Annotated in this window: 17 protein-coding genes; 7 read left to right on the plus strand and 10 right to left on the minus strand. The window is 46.2% G+C overall.

All coding sequences use genetic code 11. The annotated features are described in order from the left end of the window. Window positions 1-52: 52 nt before the first annotated feature. The 6 genes from SVI_RS19125 to recQ all read right to left on the minus strand — a co-directional run bounded on the left by SVI_RS19125 (window position 53) and on the right by recQ (window position 9,313). Window positions 53-1,405: an outer membrane protein transport protein gene (locus SVI_RS19125; protein WP_041420481.1), complete on the minus strand. Its 1,353-nt coding sequence runs from the start codon at window positions 1,403-1,405 to the stop codon at window positions 53-55. A 503-nt stretch (window positions 1,406-1,908) separates the two neighbouring features. Continuing rightward, window positions 1,909-2,514 (minus strand): 3-isopropylmalate dehydratase small subunit, encoded by a 606-nt coding sequence (gene leuD / locus SVI_RS19130; protein ID WP_013053309.1) that lies wholly within the window; start codon window positions 2,512-2,514, stop codon window positions 1,909-1,911. Window positions 2,515-2,526: 12 nt separating this feature from the next. Next, on the minus strand, window positions 2,527-3,927 hold the full coding sequence (gene leuC / locus SVI_RS19135) for a 3-isopropylmalate dehydratase large subunit (protein WP_013053310.1): 1,401 nt from the start codon (window positions 3,925-3,927) through the stop codon (window positions 2,527-2,529). Between the two features lie 75 nt (window positions 3,928-4,002). Continuing rightward, window positions 4,003-5,097, minus strand: coding sequence for a 3-isopropylmalate dehydrogenase (leuB, locus tag SVI_RS19140; RefSeq protein WP_041420482.1), 1,095 nt, complete (start codon window positions 5,095-5,097; stop codon window positions 4,003-4,005). Window positions 5,098-5,151: 54 nt separating this feature from the next. After that, the gene (gene leuA, locus SVI_RS19145; protein WP_013053312.1) at window positions 5,152-6,723 is read right to left on the minus strand and encodes a 2-isopropylmalate synthase; all 1,572 of its coding nucleotides are present in this window, start codon (window positions 6,721-6,723) and stop codon (window positions 5,152-5,154) included. Window positions 6,724-7,480: 757 nt separating this feature from the next. Beyond that, the gene (gene recQ, locus SVI_RS19150) at window positions 7,481-9,313 is read right to left on the minus strand and encodes a DNA helicase RecQ (protein WP_013053315.1); all 1,833 of its coding nucleotides are present in this window, start codon (window positions 9,311-9,313) and stop codon (window positions 7,481-7,483) included. A gap of 175 nt (window positions 9,314-9,488) precedes the next feature. Between recQ and SVI_RS19155 the strand changes: the two genes are divergently transcribed. Next, window positions 9,489-9,953 carry a thioesterase family protein gene (locus tag SVI_RS19155; RefSeq protein WP_013053316.1) on the plus strand — a complete coding sequence of 155 codons (465 nt, stop codon included), beginning with the start codon at window positions 9,489-9,491 and terminating at the stop codon, window positions 9,951-9,953. 323 nt (window positions 9,954-10,276) lie between these two features. Then, complete coding sequence (gene rarD / locus SVI_RS19160; protein ID WP_013053317.1) at window positions 10,277-11,173, plus strand: EamA family transporter RarD; 897 nt, start codon at window positions 10,277-10,279, stop codon at window positions 11,171-11,173. 225 nt (window positions 11,174-11,398) lie between these two features. Here the strand turns inward: rarD and argA are convergent, their stop codons facing one another. The 4 genes from argA to radC form a co-directional block, all read right to left on the minus strand. Beyond that, window positions 11,399-12,733, minus strand: coding sequence for an amino-acid N-acetyltransferase (gene argA, locus SVI_RS19165; RefSeq protein WP_013053318.1), 1,335 nt, complete (start codon window positions 12,731-12,733; stop codon window positions 11,399-11,401). A gap of 290 nt (window positions 12,734-13,023) precedes the next feature. Next, entirely contained in the window at window positions 13,024-13,197 is a 174-nt protein-coding gene (gene rpmG / locus SVI_RS19170) for a 50S ribosomal protein L33 (RefSeq protein ID WP_013053319.1), read from the minus strand. A 6-nt stretch (window positions 13,198-13,203) separates the two neighbouring features. Continuing rightward, window positions 13,204-13,440, minus strand: a complete 237-nt coding sequence (rpmB, locus tag SVI_RS19175) for a 50S ribosomal protein L28 (RefSeq protein ID WP_013053320.1) — start codon at window positions 13,438-13,440, stop codon at window positions 13,204-13,206. 127 nt (window positions 13,441-13,567) lie between these two features. Further along, window positions 13,568-14,245, minus strand: a complete 678-nt coding sequence (gene radC, locus SVI_RS19180) for a RadC family protein (protein WP_013053321.1) — start codon at window positions 14,243-14,245, stop codon at window positions 13,568-13,570. 167 nt (window positions 14,246-14,412) lie between these two features. Here radC and coaBC point away from each other — a divergent pair, with 167 nt between their 5' ends. The 5 genes from coaBC to folE all read left to right on the plus strand — a co-directional run bounded on the left by coaBC (window position 14,413) and on the right by folE (window position 19,888). After that, the gene (gene coaBC, locus SVI_RS19185) at window positions 14,413-15,642 is read left to right on the plus strand and encodes a bifunctional phosphopantothenoylcysteine decarboxylase/phosphopantothenate--cysteine ligase CoaBC (RefSeq protein ID WP_013053322.1); all 1,230 of its coding nucleotides are present in this window, start codon (window positions 14,413-14,415) and stop codon (window positions 15,640-15,642) included. Continuing rightward, window positions 15,639-16,097, plus strand: coding sequence for a dUTP diphosphatase (gene dut, locus SVI_RS19190; protein ID WP_013053323.1), 459 nt, complete (start codon window positions 15,639-15,641; stop codon window positions 16,095-16,097). Before coaBC ends, dut begins: the two co-directional genes overlap by 4 nt. A 128-nt stretch (window positions 16,098-16,225) precedes the next feature. Continuing rightward, complete coding sequence (slmA, locus tag SVI_RS19195) at window positions 16,226-16,819, plus strand: nucleoid occlusion factor SlmA (RefSeq protein WP_013053324.1); 594 nt, start codon at window positions 16,226-16,228, stop codon at window positions 16,817-16,819. 218 nt (window positions 16,820-17,037) lie between these two features. Next, the gene (locus tag SVI_RS19200) at window positions 17,038-19,002 is read left to right on the plus strand and encodes an alpha/beta hydrolase family protein (RefSeq protein WP_013053325.1); all 1,965 of its coding nucleotides are present in this window, start codon (window positions 17,038-17,040) and stop codon (window positions 19,000-19,002) included. A 226-nt stretch (window positions 19,003-19,228) separates the two neighbouring features. Continuing rightward, window positions 19,229-19,888 (plus strand): GTP cyclohydrolase I FolE, encoded by a 660-nt coding sequence (gene folE / locus SVI_RS19205; protein WP_013053326.1) that lies wholly within the window; start codon window positions 19,229-19,231, stop codon window positions 19,886-19,888. Window positions 19,889-19,993 lie beyond the last annotated feature (105 nt).

Below are 19,993 nucleotides of genomic sequence, written 5' to 3' on the forward strand. Positions count from 1 at the left end.
CGACTAACCCAACATTACCTACGACATCTGCATCTAAGCTAAGCTAAGCAGCTTATAGCTTGTAACTTAATTGCATGCCGACTAACCAAACATCGCCAACAGCTTCACCGTCAAAACTCACCTGAGCCAGATTCATGAGGTTCATCGACTCATTGATAGGTGCATCACCGTAAGCTTTAATATAAGTCACAGCAAAATCCACAGTCAGATTTTCAGAGGCTTGATAACCTGCACCGGCACTGAGCCACAGACGGTCAGAGTCTGGAATAGTCATGGTGCGATACTCATCATCCACTGCGGTATTATCGTAGGCGATACCCGTACGTAACAGCCATGCATTATTTAACTGATAAGTAGAACCCAATGCGAAACGCCAATTATCTTTGAAGTTCTCTTCTTTAACCAGATCTGACTCCAATCCACCCGCTGGTTTAACTTCACCAGGGAAATAAGCAACTAACTCATCGAAGACACTCCACTGAGTCCAGTTAACACTAGCATGCATGGCCCAGTTGTCACTGAGCTGATGATAAGAAGCCAACTCGGCAAATGCCGGTAATTCGAGAGGTAAGTTACCTTCAATATCGACATCTTGCCCACCAGTATAAAGCAGACCCGAGGCCGATCCCTCAAGTTCCAGTTCAACACCACTGTGATAGGCAAAACCCAGACGATGTGCAGGATTTATCTGCCAGCTGGCACCAAGTTTCCAACCCATGGCGATATCGTCGCCTTCCATGCTCTTAAGGCTAGTACCACCAGCCGGAAGAGCTGCTGCGAACTCAGCTGGTAGCATAGGATGAGTCTTCAAGCCATCGATCCAACCTGGAGCAGATGCACCTATACTTCCTTCGCCGTACACAATTCTCAGGCCGGCACCGACACTGAATGCTTGATTAATCTTATAGGCAATATTGGGATTAAACTCGACAGTCGTCACCGAAGTCTCGCTGCCGAAGATGGCTGCTGCATGATCGACCGGTAACTCGGTCGTCAGACCATAATTAGAGTTGACCGCCATTCCCCAGGTCCAGCTGTCATTAATCTGACTAGAAAAATAAAAATTAGGCACCAGAGCATTATCGGCAACATCTATGGCATCGGCATTCAAAGTCATGGCCTGTGCACCAAATAACGCAGAAGCAATAGAGATATCACCGGTTACATCAACATTGGGCATCACATAAATACCACCAGCTGAGAAACTTGTCCCAGGTAGGTAAGTCAACATAGCTGGATTACGTGCCTGAGTAGATGCATTATCGGCCATAGCGGCTTCACCGGCGAAAGAACGGCCCTGGCCAGTGGCTGAGTATTCGGCTAACTGAAATCCTGCAGCCTGTACATGAGATACACTTCCTAGGAGCACCCCAGTTACAGCCAGAGATATTATGCGCTTGTTCATCATCTTAATTCTTCTTCCCATAATTATTATCTTTCTTAATCGATATTAGTATTAGAGTAATAGCTCGACATTTAGGGTTCGGAGTGTACTAATGCAGAATATCTTTGCAAGTAACAGGAAGAATACAGAGTAATTAACTAGATAAAGCAAAATAACCAGTGTCATTTCAGATGAATTGGCTATTTAAAACAGGCTGAAGAGCTTTAATGATGAGACTATGTTTTCATAGCATATAGTATTTACGAGAATGTTAATAAAAATAGTGTTATAAATCATAACCTAAGTATATTAGAGGCGACTTACACACGTTAGCTTAAATAAAATGTATCTGGCAGTTAAAATCACTAGTTGTACAAACAAAACCTTGAACCAATTCACAGTAAAAATAAAAATCATTATATTTCAGCAGCATACGCACAAACACCCTACTAGTTAAAACAAAAGCCGGGCAAACTATTGTTCACCCGACTTTGGTTTATTAACACTTAGGTACAAATGTACGCTTAAACTCTCCAGCTTGGGAGTTTAGCTTCATAAGCCGCAATCTGATCCACATAACCTAAAGTCAAACCTATGGCATCCAAGCCATTGAGTAGGTTATGTCGAGCCGAAGTTTCAATCTCAAAACTAAATTTAGCCCCCGAAGGAGATGTGACAGTTAAGGCTTCAAGATCCACGGTGATCTCTGCGCCCTCTTTGGCCTCTACCTCATCCATCAACTGCTGCACTTCGACATCAGTCAAGCGCACTGGCAGTAGGCCATTGTTGATAGAGTTACCGTAGAATATATCGGCAAAGCTTGGTGCGATAATAGCGCGTAAACCGAAGTCGGCTAACGCCCACGGAGCATGCTCACGACTAGAGCCACAGCCGAAATTCTCCTTAGAGATAAGTACTGAAGCGCCCTTATATCTGGGGAAGTTGAGGCTAAACTCAGGATTAGGCTGATCGCCAGCCTCATCCAAATAACGCCAGTCATGGAAGAGATGTACACCAAAACCGTCGCGAGTCACTTTAGAAAGAAACTGCTTAGGAATGATCTGATCGGTATCGACATTAGCGCTATCGATCATGACCGAAAGCCCAGTGTGTGAGGTAAATGGATTCATTATGCTGTGCTCCTAGTAAGGTTTGCGAATATCGACGAAGTGACCAGCAATCGCCGCAGCCGCAGCCATAGCTGGGCTAACGAGGTGAGTACGACTACCTCGTCCCTGACGTCCCTCGAAATTACGATTACTGGTTGAGGCGCAGCGATCGCCAGCCTCTAAACGATCATCGTTCATCGCTAAGCACATAGAGCAACCCGGTAAACGCCACTCGAATCCTGCATCGATAAAGATCTTATCCAGGCCTTCGGCCTCAGCCTGCTCTTTAACTAAGCCAGAACCAGGTACTACTATCGCAGTCACGCCATCGGCAACCTTACGGCCTTTAGCCTGAGCAGCCGCTGCGCGTAGATCTTCGATACGAGAATTGGTACATGAACCGATAAAGGCCTTGTTGATACTCACATCTGTCATACAAGTCCCGGCAGTGAGTGCCACATACTCGAGGGCTTTTTCGATGCTGTGTCTAACCGTAGTATTTTGCTCGTCTGCTGGGTTTGGCACTACGCCATCGATGGCAACGACTTGCCCTGGGTTTGTTCCCCACGTGAGCTGAGGCGCTATATCACCGGCCTCGAGTACGACTGTCGCATCAAAAACTGCATCTTCATCAGTTTTTAATTCGGCCCAATCCGCTACAGCCTGCTCCCAAGCTTCTCCCTTGGGTGAAAATTCACGACCTTTCATATATTCGACAGTAGTAGCATCAGGCGCAATCATTCCCGCCTTAGCACCCATCTCAATTGCCATGTTACACACAGTCATGCGACCTTCCATGGTTAAAGCTTCGATAGCCTCACCACAAAACTCGACGACATAACCCGTGCCGCCATCCATGCCAGTCTTGCCTATGATGGCAAGCACGATATCTTTGGCGGTGATCCCAGCAGAGACATGCCCACGCACCTCAATCTTCATCGTCTTGGCTTTTAACTGACGCAAGGTTTGCGTGGCCATCACGTGCTCAACTTCTGACGTACCGATACCGAACGCCAGTGCACCAAATGCACCGTGAGTGGCGGTGTGTGAGTCACCACATACGATAACTGCACCGGGTATGGTGATGCCAAGCTCTGGTCCCATCACATGCACAATGCCTTGGTTCTTATGGTGTATGTCATAAAGACGTACACCAAACTCTTTGCAGTTATCCTGCAGAGTTTCTACCTGGATACGAGCCATAGGGCTCAAAGCATCCAGACTTGCACTCTTAGTCGATGTATTATGATCCATGGTAGCGAAGGTTTTCTCTGGCGCACGCATTTTACGACCAGCCGCCCTCAAACCACTGAATGCCTGAGGTGATGTCACCTCATGGACCAGATGTCTGTCTACATAGATAAGCGGCGCTTCACCCTCATTCTCAATAACGATATGGGCATCCCATACCTTTTCGTACAAAGTCTTAGCCATGAGTTACAACTCCCCTGCAGTAAATGCAATAACCGAGACAGCACAAGCATGCACGTATAAAGTCTTAGTCATATTTTAAACCCCTTCGGCAACAGCTTGAGCGATATAGTCACCCATCTGACTGGTAGACTTAGCCTGACTGCGCTCGCTTGCAGGTAGTAATTCACCGGTTAGGTAACCGTCACTCAGCGCCTTGCTCACGGCGGATTCTATCGCCTGAGCAGCATCTTCTAGTTTCAAGCTATGACGCAGCAGTAAGGCGGCAGATAAAATTTGTGCCACCGGGTTAGCAATTCCCTGACCGGCGATGTCCGGCGCACTGCCACCAGCGGGCTCATACATGCCGAAGCCTTCACTGTTCATGCTAATCGATGACAGTAGGCCCATAGAGCCTGTCAACATGGCAATCTCATCTGAGACGATATCGCCGAATAGATTAGAGCAAAGCATCACATCGAATTCATGTGGACGGCGTAATAGCTGCATAGTAGCGTTATCAATATAGATGTGTTCCAGTTCGACATCCGGATAATCCTTAGCGACCTCTTCGACAACTTCACGCCAAAGTACACTACAGGCCAAGACGTTAGCCTTATCGACTGAAGTCACCTTCTTGCGACGACCTTGGGCAGATTCAAATGCTATCTTAGCTATGCGTCTGATCTCTTTGCGGCTATATCTCATGGTATCGAATGCTTCTTCATTCTCGCCTTCGCCCTGACGCCCTTTAGGCTTACCGAAATAGATACCGCCAGTTAGTTCACGTACACAGAGAATATCGAAGCCCTTCTCTGAGATGTCACTCCGCAGTGGAGACATATGTTCGAGACCCATATGTAATTTGGCCGGACGCATATTACAGAAAAGCTCGAAATGTCCGCGTAGAGGTAGTAGCGCACCACGCTCAGGCTGGTCGTTTGGTGGTAGGTGCTCCCACTTAGGACCACCAACTGAACCAAATAATACGGCATCGGCCGACTCACAACCTTTTAGGGTAGCCTCAGGCAGAGGGCAACCATGATTATCGATGGCGGCACCACCTACATCATATTCACTATATTCAATTGAGATATCGAAACGTTTCTCGACCGCGGCCAACACCTTACGAGCCTCGGCCATCACTTCTGGTCCAATCCCATCTCCGGCTAATACCGCTACTTGATAACTCATACGACACATACTCCCAACTCTTTAATTTTACGATTCGAATAATTGATAACTTTTTTATACGCCGCCTAACTCGTGACTCTTCTGCTGAATCTTCTCTTTGCAATCGGCAACCTTATCTGCCCGCCAAGTCAGGTTCATCACATGTATCAGCGCCTGAACCGAAGCTTCGACCACATCGGTCGCCAGTCCGACACCATGGAAGCTCTGCTGCTGATAGCTAGCCTCGATATCAACCTGACCCAGAGCATCTTGACCCTTACCCTTAGCGCTTAGCTTATAGCTAGTAATATTCACTTCGCACTGGCTGGCACGAGCGATGGCATTATAGGCGGCATCCACTGGGCCGTTACCCGTGGCGGCCTCGGTGACAGTCTTACCATCAATTTCAACTTTAACCGTCGCCGTTGCATTGCCTTGGGTAGAATCAGAATGGACCACCAGCTGCTGCAATTTATAATGGGCTTCCTCATCGGCCTGAGCCTCCATAAAGACTAGCGCCTCAAGATCATAATCGAATACTTGACCCTTCTTGTCTGCTAGCTTAATGAAGGAGGCATACAAGGTATCCATATCGTAATCACTTTCGCCATAACCCATCTCGGCCATGCGATGCTTGATCACATGACGTCCAGATCGCGAAGTCATATTTAGATTATTACGTGGTAAGCCTATGCTCTCAGGTGTCATGATTTCATAGGTATTTTGCGACTTAAGCATGCCATCTTGGTGAATACCTGATGAATGAGTGAATGCATTGGCACCGACTATCGCCTTATTGGCCTGTACTGGCATGTTGCACAGCTGGCTGACTAAGCTTGAGGTACGGTGGATCTCTTTGGCATTTATTCCTGTCTCAAAACCCAAAGATGATTTACGTGTCGACAAGATCATGGCTATCTCTTCCAGAGAACAGTTACCTGCTCGCTCGCCGATACCATTAACCGTACACTCGATCTGGCGCGCACCATGTTGAATAGCCGTAATAGAATTGGCCACCGATAAACCTAAGTCATCGTGACAGTGAACCGAGATCACCGCCTGATCTATATTAGGCACCCGATTAAACAAGGTTTCTATGATGGAACCAAATTCACTCGGTATGGTGTAACCTACGGTATCGGGAATATTAATCGTCCTGGCACCCGCTTTAATCGCCTCTTCAACCATGCGACATAAATTATCGATAGGTGTGCGCCCCGCATCTTCACAGGAAAACTCGACATCGTCGGTGAATCGACGAGCATACTTGACTGCGCCTACCGCCATCTCTAATACCTGATCGAAAGAGCGCTTCAGCTTACTCTCCACATGTATGGTCGAGGTAGAGATAAAGGTATGAATACGAAACTGATTGGCAACCGACAGTGACTGAACTGCGGCATCGATATCTTTTTCTAAGGCGCGGGACAAGGCACAGACTCGGCTGTTTTTTATCGTACGAGCTATGGTCTGAACAGACTTAAAATCTCCCGGAGACGACACAGGAAAACCTACTTCCATCACATCAACACCCAGTCGTTCTAAAGATAGCGCTATCTGGAGCTTTTCCTTAACCGTTAGGCTTGCAGCCAAAGCTTGTTCACCGTCTCGTAGGGTCGTATCAAAAATAATCACTCGGTTAGACATCTGGTTTCTCCGTGGAAGACCTAATTATTATTTGCGCTTTAAAAACAAAAAACCCCGCGGTTGTTAGCGCGGGGTTTGTGAATGCTGTTTCTCTATCGAGTGTGCAACACTACATCCTCCGCGCAGGATCTGCGAGAATGAGAATGAGGAGTTTGAGTAATGCACTTTTTATATTCATCTATTTTTATTTATTCAATGTGCATAATTAATTATGCAAGAATCATATGCTCGTAGTTGATGTAAGTTTTGTAAAGAACGGTTAATTTTTAACGTGTGGCGGCTTCAGTGTCAACCCTATTATTCTCATTTTTGCCTAAACAGAGTAAAATACACCTATATAAATCCTGACTCGTTTTCTATTAAGCCTATAATATGCATGCATTTACCTAGAGTATCACCGCTGATAATCCGTTTTAGAAACAAATAGTTATAAATCATATGCCCTTGCTGTTTTATTCAGCCCATTAGTTATAATCCAGCCAGGTGGATTTCGAATAAGTAAACCTGAATTAACCCAATTATTTTTCGAATCCCAGTGCTCTACCTTAGGCTATGGCTAGCACCAGCATGGGCAAGGATAAAGTCAGCTAAATTTAGATTCTCGCCACACACGGGTAAAACCTTGCTCTTGGGGAGCGAAAATGAAGGGGTAATGAACATTCCCCCTGTATGAATGAAGCTAGGGCGAAGATTCTCAAATGAGATCTAGGCCGCCCTGATTTGCTCGACTGTGTAGCTGGCGTATTAACTAATACTGCTAACTATCTGCTAGGTAGTTAGTTATTTCATCGAGGAACTCACCGCCGAAACGGCCTAACTTACGTTCACCGACACCGTTAACCGCCAGCAGTTCACCTGGACTGGTGGGGGTCATGGCCGCCATTTCGGCCAGAGTCGCATCGTTGAATACCAGATAGGGAGGCACATCCAACTCCTCAGCCAAACGCCTGCGCAGCAGCTTCAACCTGGCAAATAACTTACGATCATAATTCAATGGTGCTCGGGTACTGCCGCTACGCCGCTTAGATGTCGTTTGCAGTATGATTCTCGGCTCGGCCAACAATAACTCGACTTCCCCCTTGAGCACAGCTCGCGCCGAAGGATTCAACTTGACCGAGGAGCCCCGGGTAATATCTTGACTGGCAAAGCCTAGGTGGATTATCTGTCTAATGATACTCAGCCAATATTCATGGCTCTTATCTTTGCCTATTCCCCAGGTGGATAACTTATCGTGGCCACGGTCCAGTACATTCGCAGCCTTAGAGCCTCGTAACACCTCGATGAGGTGATTGATACCAAAGCCTTGCTTCAAGCGGTAAATGCTAGAGAGCACCTTCTGGGCATCTTGAATGCCGTTATATCGCTTAGGCGGGTCTAAACAGATATCGCAGTTACCACAGGGTTCTTCGGCACTCTCATCGAAATAGTGTAGCAGTACCTGACGACGACAGGTCTGCGCCTCGGCAAAGGCCGCCATAGTGTTGAGCTTATGTAGCTCGACCTGCTGCTGAGGACCCGGCTCTGATTGTTCTATAAGGTGACGTACCCGGCCAATATCGGCGGGGTCGAACAACATCAAGGCTTCAGAATCTAAACCATCACGCCCGGCACGACCCGTCTCCTGATAATAAGACTCCACGCTTTTAGGGATGTCGTAATGCACCACGTAACGCACATTGGACTTGTTGATACCCATGCCAAAAGCCACGGTTGCCACCACAATATCCAGTTGATCTTTTAGGAAGCGGTCTTGAACATCGGCCCTCTCCTCCTGAGTCCTGCCCGCATGATAGGAGTCGGCATTATGACCTTGGAGCCTTAGGCGCTCCGCTACCTCATCGACTCGCCTACGGCTACCGCAATAGATGATGCCACTGGTGCCATTCTGCGCCGTAACAAACTGACGCAGCTGATTAGCCGCATTGAGCTTCTCGGCCACTGTATAACGAATATTCGGCCGATCGAAACTGGTGAGAAAGGAAAATGGCGTTATGGTCAGACGCTGACAGATATCCTGTCTGGTGGCCTGATCTGCCGTGGCTGTCAGTGCCATAATAGGCACATGGGGGAAATACTGTCTCAACCTACCTAACGCAGCATACTCTGGCCTAAAATCATGACCCCACTGGGAGATACAGTGAGCCTCATCTATGGCAAAAAGCGAGATATGGAGTTCATGCAGACGATCGATAAAGCTAGCTTGCAGTAGACGCTCGGGAGAGACATAAAGCAGTTTTAGCTCGCCGCTGTGCATCTCCCTGAGGATCCTGGCGCTTTCTTGCCCTGCCTGAGATGAATTTAAGTATCCGGCATTGACTCCCATCTGCTGCAGGCTATCGACCTGATCTTTCATCAAGGATATTAGCGGGGAAACCACTATGGTCAAGCCAGGCATTTGTAATGCTGGCAATTGATAACACAGGCTCTTACCACCACCAGTCGGCATAATGACTAGGCAATCGACGCCGGCACAGATCTGTTCTATCACCTCCCGCTGCCCTTTTCTAAAGGTGCGATAGCCGAACACTGACTGCAGGCTCGAGGAGAGCGGATCTAATTGAGGTTGCGGCTTCACTTGGTCCATGGGCATCGGAGGTCTGAAATTGGGCTGACCATTCTAATAAAGCTCACGCCTCTTGTCTCTCATGATCGGCCTATGTTTGATAATAATCTGTTTTTAATCTTGCATACCAAGGTAAATAAACGATAGATTAATTGCTCTAATAATAAACAACAATAGATACTTACAGTAAAAAAGGACACTTATGACTAATCCAGTGCAAGCCGAAATACTTAAGAGAGTTGCCGAGGTGTTCGATAAACAAGTGCCTTTTCATAACCTCTTAGGTATGGACATCAAACGCTATGATCTAGATGGCGTCGAAGTTAGCATCGAAATGAAACCTGAGCTTATCGGTAATATCCATCAGCAGATCCTCCATGGCGGCGTCACAGCCACGGTACTCGATGTTGTCGGTGGACTGACAGCCTTTTCGGGTTTAGTCGCCAGTCGAGACGACTGGAGCGTAGAGGAGCTGAAGAACAGGCTGCAAACTTTAGGCACCATAGATCTCAGAATCGATTATCTCAGACCTGGCAGAGGTGAAATTTTTACCGGCACTGGCACAGTGATCCGCGCTGGAAATCGTGTGTCCGTCTGTCGTATGGAGCTACATAACGAGCGCGGCGATCATATCGCCTTCGGCACCGGTACCTACATGGTTGGCTAAACCTGTATAGGAAAGACATCAGAACACGCTAGTAGCAAGCTCATGCGTAGCCGTGTTTACTTACACCCCGCTTCTTTCTGGGTGTCAGCCTAGCTTTGCTGGTGTCACGTTTATAAGACAGGCAAGGAAGTATTACTCACAAGTTTAACCATGAGGTTATAAAAAACTGTGGATGACGCTATACAAGGGAGCTGTATTCTCCATACGCTTTGCTGGTGTCACGTTTACAAGACAGGCAAGAAACGCTTAGTCACAGTTTTAACCTTGAGGCTATAAGGCTTGGGGAATACAATGAGCCACTTTTTCATTTTGTAGTTCTATTCATGCTCGATTCTGAATACCGCAAAGGCATAGTCTTTGCTATCTGCGCTTATACTATCTGGGGCTTTACGCCACTCTATTTCAAGTTGCTGGGACAGGTTTCTGCAAGCGAAATTTTAATCCACCGCGTGATCTGGTCATTCGTATTTGTCACTATACTCATGATGGCATTCGGCGGTTTCTCTCGACTTAGACAAGTATTGAAGAGTCCGAAGCAGCTCATGGTGTTAGCCTTGACCTCAAGCCTGATCGCGGCTAACTGGCTGCTGTTTATCTGGGCCATCAATAATGACCATATGCTAGATGCCAGCTTAGGCTATTTCATCAACCCCTTGGTTAATGTCATCTTGGGCATGGCCTTTCTTGGGGAGCGACTGAGGAAGCTACAATGGTTTGCCGTCGCACTGGCCGCTAGCGGCGTTATGGTTCAGTTGATCTCCTTTGGCTCAATTCCCCTGGTATCTTTGGGTCTGGCCTTATCATTTGGCTTCTATGGCCTGCTACGCAAGAAGGTCAATGTCGATGCTAAGACTGGTCTTTTAGTGGAGACGGCCATCTTATTTCCGATTGCACTCATCTACCTATTTGCCAACGTGGGAGGTGCATTGACCAACATGATGACCAATGAGCTGTCATTCAATCTATTATTGTTTGCTGCTGGCATAGTCACCACCATACCCTTGCTATTTTTCGCCGCATCAGCAGTGAGAGTCCCGCTATCGGTATTGGGTTTCTTCCAATATCTTGGCCCCAGCATCATGTTTATCTTAGCTGTCACCCTTTACGGCGAATCATTCGATATGGAGAAAGGAGTCACCTTCATGTTTATCTGGGGAGCCTTGGTCGTATTCACCATAGACATGCTCTACAAACGCAAGAAAAGTGAACTTAAAAGTTAATCATCAAGGCCCCTGTGTCTCATTAATTTGAGCTAGGGGCCGGTCTTTAGCACACTCAGGCAGTAACGGCATACGGCTGGAGGAGTGTCGATGATAACCTCATCATATAGCCTCTTCTGTATCAATTCTGCTGATGTTATTTCTTATAGTCCGGCCCAGAGAGCCCCTTGTTACACCAGATTAAAACCCATCCCACCTAGTTCCAACTATGCTGGTATTTTCTAGCTATAACTCAGAATCTTGAAGATCTAAGGCGAGTATCTTGGATTTTCTCTGATAGTTATACAGTTGCTTTTTCTTAGCCGGTAAGATTTCCACATCAACGATATCGAAACCATGTTCCAGGAACCAGTGGATACTTGTTGTAGTCAGGGCAAACAGTTTTGCATAACCTCTGAGCCTGGCCTGACCGATAATATTCTTCAGTAGTACGCTGCCCCTGTCCGCATCCCTGTATTCCGGATGCACCACCAAACAGGCAAACTCGCCGGCGCAGTCCTCCTCGAACGGATAGAAAGCCGCACAGCCTATGACCAGATTATCCCGCTCGATAAGCATAAACTGTTCGATCTCCACCTCCAGCTGCTCACGGGAACGACGTACTAAAATGCCCTTCTGCTCTAACGGACGGATCAAATCTAAGATCCCACCTATGTCGCCAATGCTGGCACGGCGCAGACGCTCGGCGCTTTCAGTTACTATCTGGGTACCTATGCCATCTCTAGAGAAAAGCTCCTGCAACAAGGCACCATCATCTAGGTAACTAACGAAATGACAACGGGAAACACCATTGCGGCAGGCATCGATACTGGCCTTAAGGAATGATTTAGTGCCTAGACAGACACTCGATCCCAGATCTAAATCAGCCAAGATAGCTTGAGCATCGTTTGGCATCAACTCGGCCAACACCTGACCCTTGTTATCTAGGATGCCTTTCAGTGAACTAAAACCTATCATCTTATCGGCTTTGAGTTTCACCGCTATCTGAGTCGCTACTTCCTCGGCGGTCAGATTAAAGCTCTCTCCCGTTACTGAAGCGGCTACAGGCCCAAGTAACACTATGCAATTATTTTCTAGCTGGCCCTTGAGACCTTGCACATCGATACGTCTGACCTTGCCACTCAAGCAATAATCGACACCATCATCGACACCTAGAGGCTGAGCTATGACGAAATTACCACTAACCACATTAATCTGTGCGCCCTGCATTGGGGTGTTACTCAGGCTCATGGATAGCCTGGCGGTAATATCCAACTGCAATCCACCCACAACTTGCTTTATCACCTTAAAGGCATCTTCATCGGTGATCCTAACGCCATTGTAGTACTCAGGCAGGATAGCTTTGTCCGCTAAAGCTTCATCGATCTGCGGCCTAGCACCATGTACCAGGACAATCTTGATCCCCAGACTATGCAAGAGGGCAATATCATTAATGATAGAGCGAAATTGCTTATTGGCTAACGCCTCGCCCCCGAGCATAACCACAAAGGTTTTACCCCTGTGGGAATTGACATAGGAAGCTGAATGACGAAATCCATCAACGAGTTCAGTGGTACGCACGAATATATTCTCACCTTGATTGATTTATACAAAAAAACGGTTACAGCCATAGGCTACAACAAACATAGTATTGCATTTTAATGCACAATAAAAGCATTTATATCTAATCGTGATATGTGAAAACTGTTTTAAAATAAGGCGTGGACTAATAAAACGAAATAATACCAATGCATAACAATTTGGACTATTCATCTTACTTAACCTATATGACAGGAAGTTGAATAAATTAAATTTTAAGCAAAAAAAAAGCCCCTGAAACAGGGGCTTTAATAGAAGTTAGCAACAAGTTATTACTTGATTTTAGCTTCTTTGTACATAACGTGCTTACGGATAACGGGATCAAATTTCTTGATTTCCATTTTTTCAGGCATGTTACGTTTGTTCTTTTCAGTCGTGTAGAAATGACCAGTTTTAGCGCTAGAAACTAGCTTGATCTTCTCACGATTACCTTTAGATTTAGCCATGGTTTATTATACCTTCTCGCCGCGGGCACGAAGTTCAGCAACAACAACTTCAATACCTTTTTTGTCGATAATACGTATACCTTTAGTAGAGATACGTAGCTTAACGAAACGCTTTTCGCCTTCTAACCAAAAACGATGGTTTTGTAGGTTAGGTAAAAAACGACGACGCGTCGCGTTTTTTGCGTGCGAGCGGTTGTTACCAACCATTGGTCGCTTGCCAGTTACTTGGCATACTCTTGACATGTCAATCTTCTCCAAAACAAAATATTTAACGCTCGAGCATTAATGCACCTCGAACACGGCCGTCGCCTGAGGCACACAACAGAGGGCGCATTTTATACAGGATCTAAAAGCAAAGATCAAGGAATAGTTAATCTATCCATCCCCGCTCTGCAAATGAAACTATCTCGCGATCGCCTACAACCATATGGTCTAGCAAGGAAACATCTATGGTTGCCAAGGCACATTTTAATCGCTCAGTTATTCGCCTATCGGCCAAGCTTGGCTCCGCAACTCCAGATGGATGGTTGTGGCAAACAATCACGGCCGAGGCTTTTTTCTCAAGCACCAGACATACCACATCACGTGGATAGACTGAAGCCGAATCTATGGTGCCACGGAATAGTTCGACAAACTGAATCACTCTGTGTTGACTGTCCAACAACAAAATGGCGAACACTTCATAGGCACGATCCTGCAATTGTCTCATTAAATAGTCTCGAGTTAAATCGGGATCACTCAATATTTTTCCTCTTTTTAACTTTTCTGCCGAAATTCGGGTACTCAACTCAGCTGCAGCCTGAAGTTGAGCAAACTTTACCGGCCCCATACCAGGCTGTTTGCAAACCTCCTGCTGAGACGCCTTCAGCAGCTCTCTGAGCCCGCCAAACTGTGATATTAAGTCCCTGGCTAATTGAACGGCACTTAACCCTTGTAAGCCATTTCTAAGCAAAATAGCAAGAAGTTCAGAATCGGATAACTGACCCGCCCCTTGGCTCAGTAATTTATCTCGCGGCCCCTCACCCGACGGCCAATCTTTGATCCCCATCACCCCTTCCCTGCATGAGATTGGTATTATGCTGAGTATGGTCGAGTTTTCTAAAACTTGTAGCCTCCACTTCCTAAGGTTTGTGATATCTTAAGCGGTAATTCAATTTAGCGACGGCATTGTTGCTCATGAGCCATTCTTATGAGCCCCAGTCTATGAGCAAAAGTATGAGCCAAAGTAAGACCCCAAGTCAGAACAATAAAAATATCCTACTCGCTATAGGCGGCGGAATTGCGGCCTACAAATCAGCCGATCTTATCCGACGCCTCAAAGAGCGTGGCTTTGACGTCCGTGTAGTCATGAGTCAGAGCGCGAAGGAATTTATCACACCGCTTACCTTACAAGCCTTATCCGGATATCCGGTGGCATCGGATCTACTCGATACTACAGCTGAAGCGGCCATGGGGCATATAGAACTGGCTCGCTGGGCAGACCTTGTCATTGTCGCTCCGGCGACTGCTAACCTGATCGCACGAATAAATGCAGGTATGGCCGATGAACTTATAACCACGACGTGCTTAGCTACCGAAGCCCAGGTAATACTCTGCCCGGCTATGAATCAGCAAATGTATCGCAATCAGGCGACCCAGGATAACTTAGCAAACCTAGCCAAACGCGGTCTTAAGATTTGGGGACCCGCATCGGGTAGCCAAGCCTGTGGCGAGATTGGCCCGGGACGCATGCTCGAACCTTTAGATATCGTCGCTCTGGCAGTGCAGTTTTTCGCACCAAAATTACTTGCGGGCCACTCTCTATTACTAACAGCCGGACCGACAAGGGAAGCCATCGACCCTGTACGTTATATCTCCAACCATAGCTCGGGAAAGATGGGCTTCGCCATCGCTAAAGCGGCAGCCGACATGGGCGCCCAGGTCACCTTAATCGCCGGACCAGTTAACTTGGCGACACCTTTGGGGGTCAAGCGAGTCGATGTCATATCGACTCAAGACATGCTTGAGGCGGTGATGAGCCGAGTCGACACTCATGATATCTTCATAGGTTGCGCCGCTGTTGCCGATTATCGAGTGGCAGATATAGCAACAGATAAGATAAAAAAATCATCCAATGATATGCAGCTTGCCTTGATAAGAAATCCTGATATCTTAGCCACCGTTGCCAGTCATAACCCCAGACCCTTTACCTTAGGTTTCGCCGCCGAGACCCAAGATGTCGAACGCTACGCTAGAGATAAACTAGTGCGTAAGAAGCTCGATATGATAGCCGCCAATGACGTGTCTAATCCTGAACTCGGTTTCAATGCAGACAATAATGCACTCAAGGTCATTTGGGCCAAGGGCCAAAAAGATCTTCCACCGACCGATAAACAAACCTTAGCTAGCCAATTACTCGGCATCCTAGCCGAACGCATAGCCATTTTGAAAGATGATAAAAAATGAAGACACCCATAGAAGTTAAAATCCTCGATCCACGTATCGGCTCTGAGTATCCCCTCCCAGCCTACGCAACCCCAGGCAGTGCGGGTATGGACCTTAGGGCCATGATTGAAACGAGTATGATCGTTAAGCCGGGTGAAACAATCTTAATTCCAACCGGTATTTCGATTCATGTTGCCGACCCCAAACTTGCGGCTATCATTTTACCCCGTTCGGGCCTGGGCCATAAGCATGGAATCGTACTTGGGAATTTAGTTGGACTAATCGACTCCGACTACCAAGGTCCTCTCATGGTCTCTTGCTGGAATAGAAGCAGTGAACCCTTTACCTTAGAGATAGGTGATAGGTTAGCCCAACTGGTATTTGTACCTGTAGTACAGGCTGAATTTAAGCTTGTCGATGAATTTGATAATTCGAGTCGTGGCGAAGGTGGATTTGGCCACTCAGGTACCAAGTAGACCCCCTAATTGCCAATAATAGATAACTGAGCATAATCAATAAAAGTGACACTCACCTACCAAGACCCATACAAGGGTAAGTGAAGGCATCACCTAGCTCCTGTCATATTCGAGTGAAGGAAAACTAAATGGCTGCAAGCCCTAAAATTAATCGCCGTGAACATATTCTCCAATCTCTGGCAACTATGCTAGAAACCAATCCAGGACAAAGAATTACCACAGCCAAGCTAGCTGCCGAAGTTGGTGTTTCCGAGGCAGCCCTGTATCGTCATTTTCCCAGCAAGGCACGCATGTTTGAAGGCTTGATAGATTTTATCGAAGAGTCGCTGCTTTCACGTATCAACCTCATCATGGATGAAGAAAAAGACACCATGAAACGCTGCCAGCTATTGCTACAATTGCTGCTTATCTTCTCCGAGCGTAATCCGGGGATCTCACGAATTCTCAATGGCGATGCCCTCCTGGGTGAAAACGAGCGCCTACGCAGCCGAGTTAATCAAATATTTTCTAAGATTGAGACTCATCTAAAGCAGATCCTCCGAGAGAAAACTTTACGTGAAGGTAAAGGCTTCAAACTGGACGAGGCGATTCTGGCCAATCTATTACTAGCCGTTGCCGAAGGACGCATAGCTCAATTTGTTCGCAGCGATTTCAAGTTAAAACCGACTAAACACTTCGATCAACAGTGGATATTTATTCAACAGCAACTTTTACAAAGCTAAGCTCACTTCCCCAATGAGCAGCCTAGATGAAGGCTGCTCACTCTAGCAAAATTCAATTGTAGATCCCGATAGTTTATTTTATCCTCACCTTGTGACATATACGTAAAAACCAACAAAAACATATAACAAGAATGTCTCCATAACACTAATTTTGCGCTTTAGTTTTATCTAGAGCATATGCGTCGATATAAATTAAAACATGAAACAAGGATGTCTCCATGAAACTAATTAAGTGGTTTGTTTTTTCCTGTCTACTGCTAAATAGCTTAGTAGTCCAAGCTAAAATAAACGATCTGATTGCCAAATTTAGCCGTTCAGCCGAGTACTCTAATGTCAAAATATCTCCTAATGGAGAATACCTTAGCGTCATAACCTCGAAAGAGGGCAAGAAGATGCTGATAGTATTAGATGCTATCTCCAAAAAACCAATACATGTTATTCGTTTCCCTGGAAATGCTCAGGTCGGCGACTATGAATGGGTCAATCATGAGCGAATTGTATTACAAAAAGAATACCTGAAAGGTTGGAAGGATCACCCGCAATACCATGGTGAATTGATGGCCGTAAATGCCGATGGTTCCCAAGCTAAATACCTTTTTGGCTATAAGGGATCTGAAATGCAAACGGGCTCAAGGATGAAAAAAAACACCCCCATTCGCGCAACAGCCTACATCTTAGACCCACTGCCTAAGGACGAACGTTTTATGCTAGTCCAGGCATTACCTTGGGGATCTGGCGGAAGTAACACGGCAGAAAACAAACAAAGGGTTTATAAAGTCGATGTCTACAAGGGCACACGAAAAAAAATCACCACAGCCCCCATTCCCTATGCAAGGTTTCTCAATGACGATGAAGGCCAGGTTCATTTTGTCAGCGGTACTAAAGATTACATCAGCTCCACTCTCTTTTATCGACAAGATAGTAAATGGATAGAAACAAATGAACTCAATCTAAATCTTAACCAGATGACTCCAATCGCTTTTGGCGAAAATAACGACAGTGTATATGTGCTGGGTAGTGAGAATGGCAAGCCCAAAGGCGTGTACCTTGTCAACATTAAAACCGGAACGAAAAAGCTCATAAGCCAAGATGAAGTTGTTGACCCGAGAAATATATGGCTCAATAAAATAACTAAAAAACTCTACGCCGTTGAGTATGAAAATGGCTATCCAAGCTACGAGTTTGTCGATACCAACGACACACATGCTAAATATGTTAAGCAGCTACTGGCTGCATTACCGGGGCATCAGATCCAACTGGTCAGTGAAACCAAGGATGGTAGCCAATTTATTATCAAGGCATTTAATGATAGAAATCCAGGTGATTACTATCTGTTTAACAGTAAAACGGTAAAACTTGAGTATCTTGTTTCTCAAAAAAAATGGCTAGATCCTGAGCTGATGGCTGAAGTGAAACCTATCACCTTCACCAGCCGAGATGGTCAGTTGATTCATGGCTACCTCACCTTGCCCAAGGGACTGGAAGCAAAAAGGTTACCTCTGGTAGTAAACCCTCATGGCGGTCCCCACGGCCCCAGAGATTGGTGGATGTTCGATAATCAGAGTCAACTCATAGCCAGTCAAGGTGCAGCCGTACTGCAGATAAACTTTAGAGGCTCTGGCGGCTATGGAGCTAGCTTTGAGCATGCCGGCCATCAGGAGTGGGGCGCTAAGATTCAATATGACATCATAGACGCCACTCGCTATGTCATAGAGCAAGGATATGTCGACAAAAAGCGGATCTGTATCGTCGGTGGAAGTTTCGGCGCATACTCGGCGCTGCAAAGCTCCATATTGGCCCCAGATCTGTTCCAATGTGCTATTGGGTTCGCTGGAGTATATGATCTTGAGTTGATGTTTGAAGAGGGAGATGTTCAGGGACGAAAGGCTGGTAGAGAGTACCTGAAAAAAGTACTCGGTACCGACGAATCCATCCTAGCTAAAATGTCTCCGAGTCATAATGTCGACAAACTCAAAGTTAAATTGTTATTGGTACACGGAGGGGAAGATGAGCGAGCCCCTATAGAGCAGTTTGAGTCTCTTGAAGATGCACTGCAAGAAATTAACTACCCCTATGAAAAATTGATTATGGATGACGAGGGACACGGTTTTTATAATGATAAACACCAAGAGAAATATTACAAACTCATGATGGCATTCTTGGGAGAGAGTCTCGACCTGTAATCACTAATAGCCCGGAAAAGTCGACTGTCTCAATCGGCTTTTTTGTTATTCCACCACAGTTTCAGGGTATAATTTATCATCGATTCAAGGTATCCTCCCCATCAGTTCGTTATTCTACGACCATGCTAACTAGCCCATGGCTGTTGGCTAAATAGAATTGACACTCGACATTATCAAACATAAAAACGTACCGGAAATAACCACTATCTGGACAGTGGAGGAAACTATGACATCGAAAGAAGCACAGCTCAGTGAGTCAGCAATACAAGTTCAAACGGCATTACTAGCCCGAGGACTCGAGACACCTATGCTACCTTCAAAATTCAGCGCAGAGGAACGAAAAGAGAGGATCGAGCATCATATGCGCGAGATCTTGACCTTAATGTCTCTGGATCTAACCGATGACAGCTTGATCGATACCCCACGTCGAATCGCCAAGATGTATGTGGATGAGATATTTTCCGGTTTAGATTACGCCAACTTTCCCAAGATCACCGTCATCGAAAATAAGATGGGCTTCGATGAGATGGTTAAGGTCAAGGATATCAGCCTCACCAGTACCTGTGAGCATCACCTGGTCACCATAGATGGTTTCGCCACAGTGGCCTATTTGCCACGTAAGAACATCATAGGTCTGTCTAAGATTAACCGTATCGTACGTTTCTTTGCCCAACGACCTCAAGTGCAAGAACGCCTCACTCAGCAGGTGTTAGTGGCCTTACAGACCTTATTGGAAACCAAAGATGTAGCGGTGAAGATGGATGCGGTACATTACTGCGTTAAATCTCGTGGCATCATGGACTCCACCAGCTCCACGACCACCACAGCACTAGGTGGCATTTTCAAATCAAACCCAGCGACCCGCGCAGAATTCTTAAGTAATTAAATTACTAGCGAGTTTCGAGTTTCGAGTTTCGAGTTTCGAAAAATGCTATTACAGAAAACAAAAAACGCTGCATTATAAATGCAGCGTTTTTATTTTAGCCTTTAC

It is taken from the genome of Shewanella violacea DSS12 (assembly GCF_000091325.1).
In the GTDB taxonomy this organism is placed as follows: domain Bacteria; phylum Pseudomonadota; class Gammaproteobacteria; order Enterobacterales; family Shewanellaceae; genus Shewanella; species Shewanella violacea.

Excerpts from the sequence above, each read along its gene's own strand:
- SVI_RS19125 (WP_041420481.1), bottom strand. The coding sequence starts at position 1,405 with ATGAACAAGCGCATAATATCTCTGGCTGTAACTGGGGTGCTCCTAGGA.
- leuD (WP_013053309.1), bottom strand. The coding sequence starts at position 2,514 with ATGAATCCATTTACCTCACACACTGGGCTTTCGGTCATGATCGATAGC.
- leuC (WP_013053310.1), bottom strand. The coding sequence starts at position 3,927 with ATGGCTAAGACTTTGTACGAAAAGGTATGGGATGCCCATATCGTTATT.
- leuB (WP_041420482.1), bottom strand. The coding sequence starts at position 5,097 with ATGAGTTATCAAGTAGCGGTATTAGCCGGAGATGGGATTGGACCAGAA.
- leuA (WP_013053312.1), bottom strand. The coding sequence starts at position 6,723 with ATGTCTAACCGAGTGATTATTTTTGATACGACCCTACGAGACGGTGAA.
- recQ (WP_013053315.1), bottom strand. The coding sequence starts at position 9,313 with ATGCCCATGGACCAAGTGAAGCCGCAACCTCAATTAGATCCGCTCTCC.
- SVI_RS19155 (WP_013053316.1), top strand. The coding sequence starts at position 9,489 with ATGACTAATCCAGTGCAAGCCGAAATACTTAAGAGAGTTGCCGAGGTG.
- rarD (WP_013053317.1), top strand. The coding sequence starts at position 10,277 with ATGCTCGATTCTGAATACCGCAAAGGCATAGTCTTTGCTATCTGCGCT.
- rpmG (WP_013053319.1), bottom strand. The coding sequence starts at position 13,197 with ATGGCTAAATCTAAAGGTAATCGTGAGAAGATCAAGCTAGTTTCTAGC.
- rpmB (WP_013053320.1), bottom strand. The coding sequence starts at position 13,440 with ATGTCAAGAGTATGCCAAGTAACTGGCAAGCGACCAATGGTTGGTAAC.
- radC (WP_013053321.1), bottom strand. The coding sequence starts at position 14,245 with ATGGGGATCAAAGATTGGCCGTCGGGTGAGGGGCCGCGAGATAAATTA.
- coaBC (WP_013053322.1), top strand. The coding sequence starts at position 14,413 with ATGAGCCAAAGTAAGACCCCAAGTCAGAACAATAAAAATATCCTACTC.
- dut (WP_013053323.1), top strand. The coding sequence starts at position 15,639 with ATGAAGACACCCATAGAAGTTAAAATCCTCGATCCACGTATCGGCTCT.
- slmA (WP_013053324.1), top strand. The coding sequence starts at position 16,226 with ATGGCTGCAAGCCCTAAAATTAATCGCCGTGAACATATTCTCCAATCT.
- SVI_RS19200 (WP_013053325.1), top strand. The coding sequence starts at position 17,038 with ATGAAACTAATTAAGTGGTTTGTTTTTTCCTGTCTACTGCTAAATAGC.
- folE (WP_013053326.1), top strand. The coding sequence starts at position 19,229 with ATGACATCGAAAGAAGCACAGCTCAGTGAGTCAGCAATACAAGTTCAA.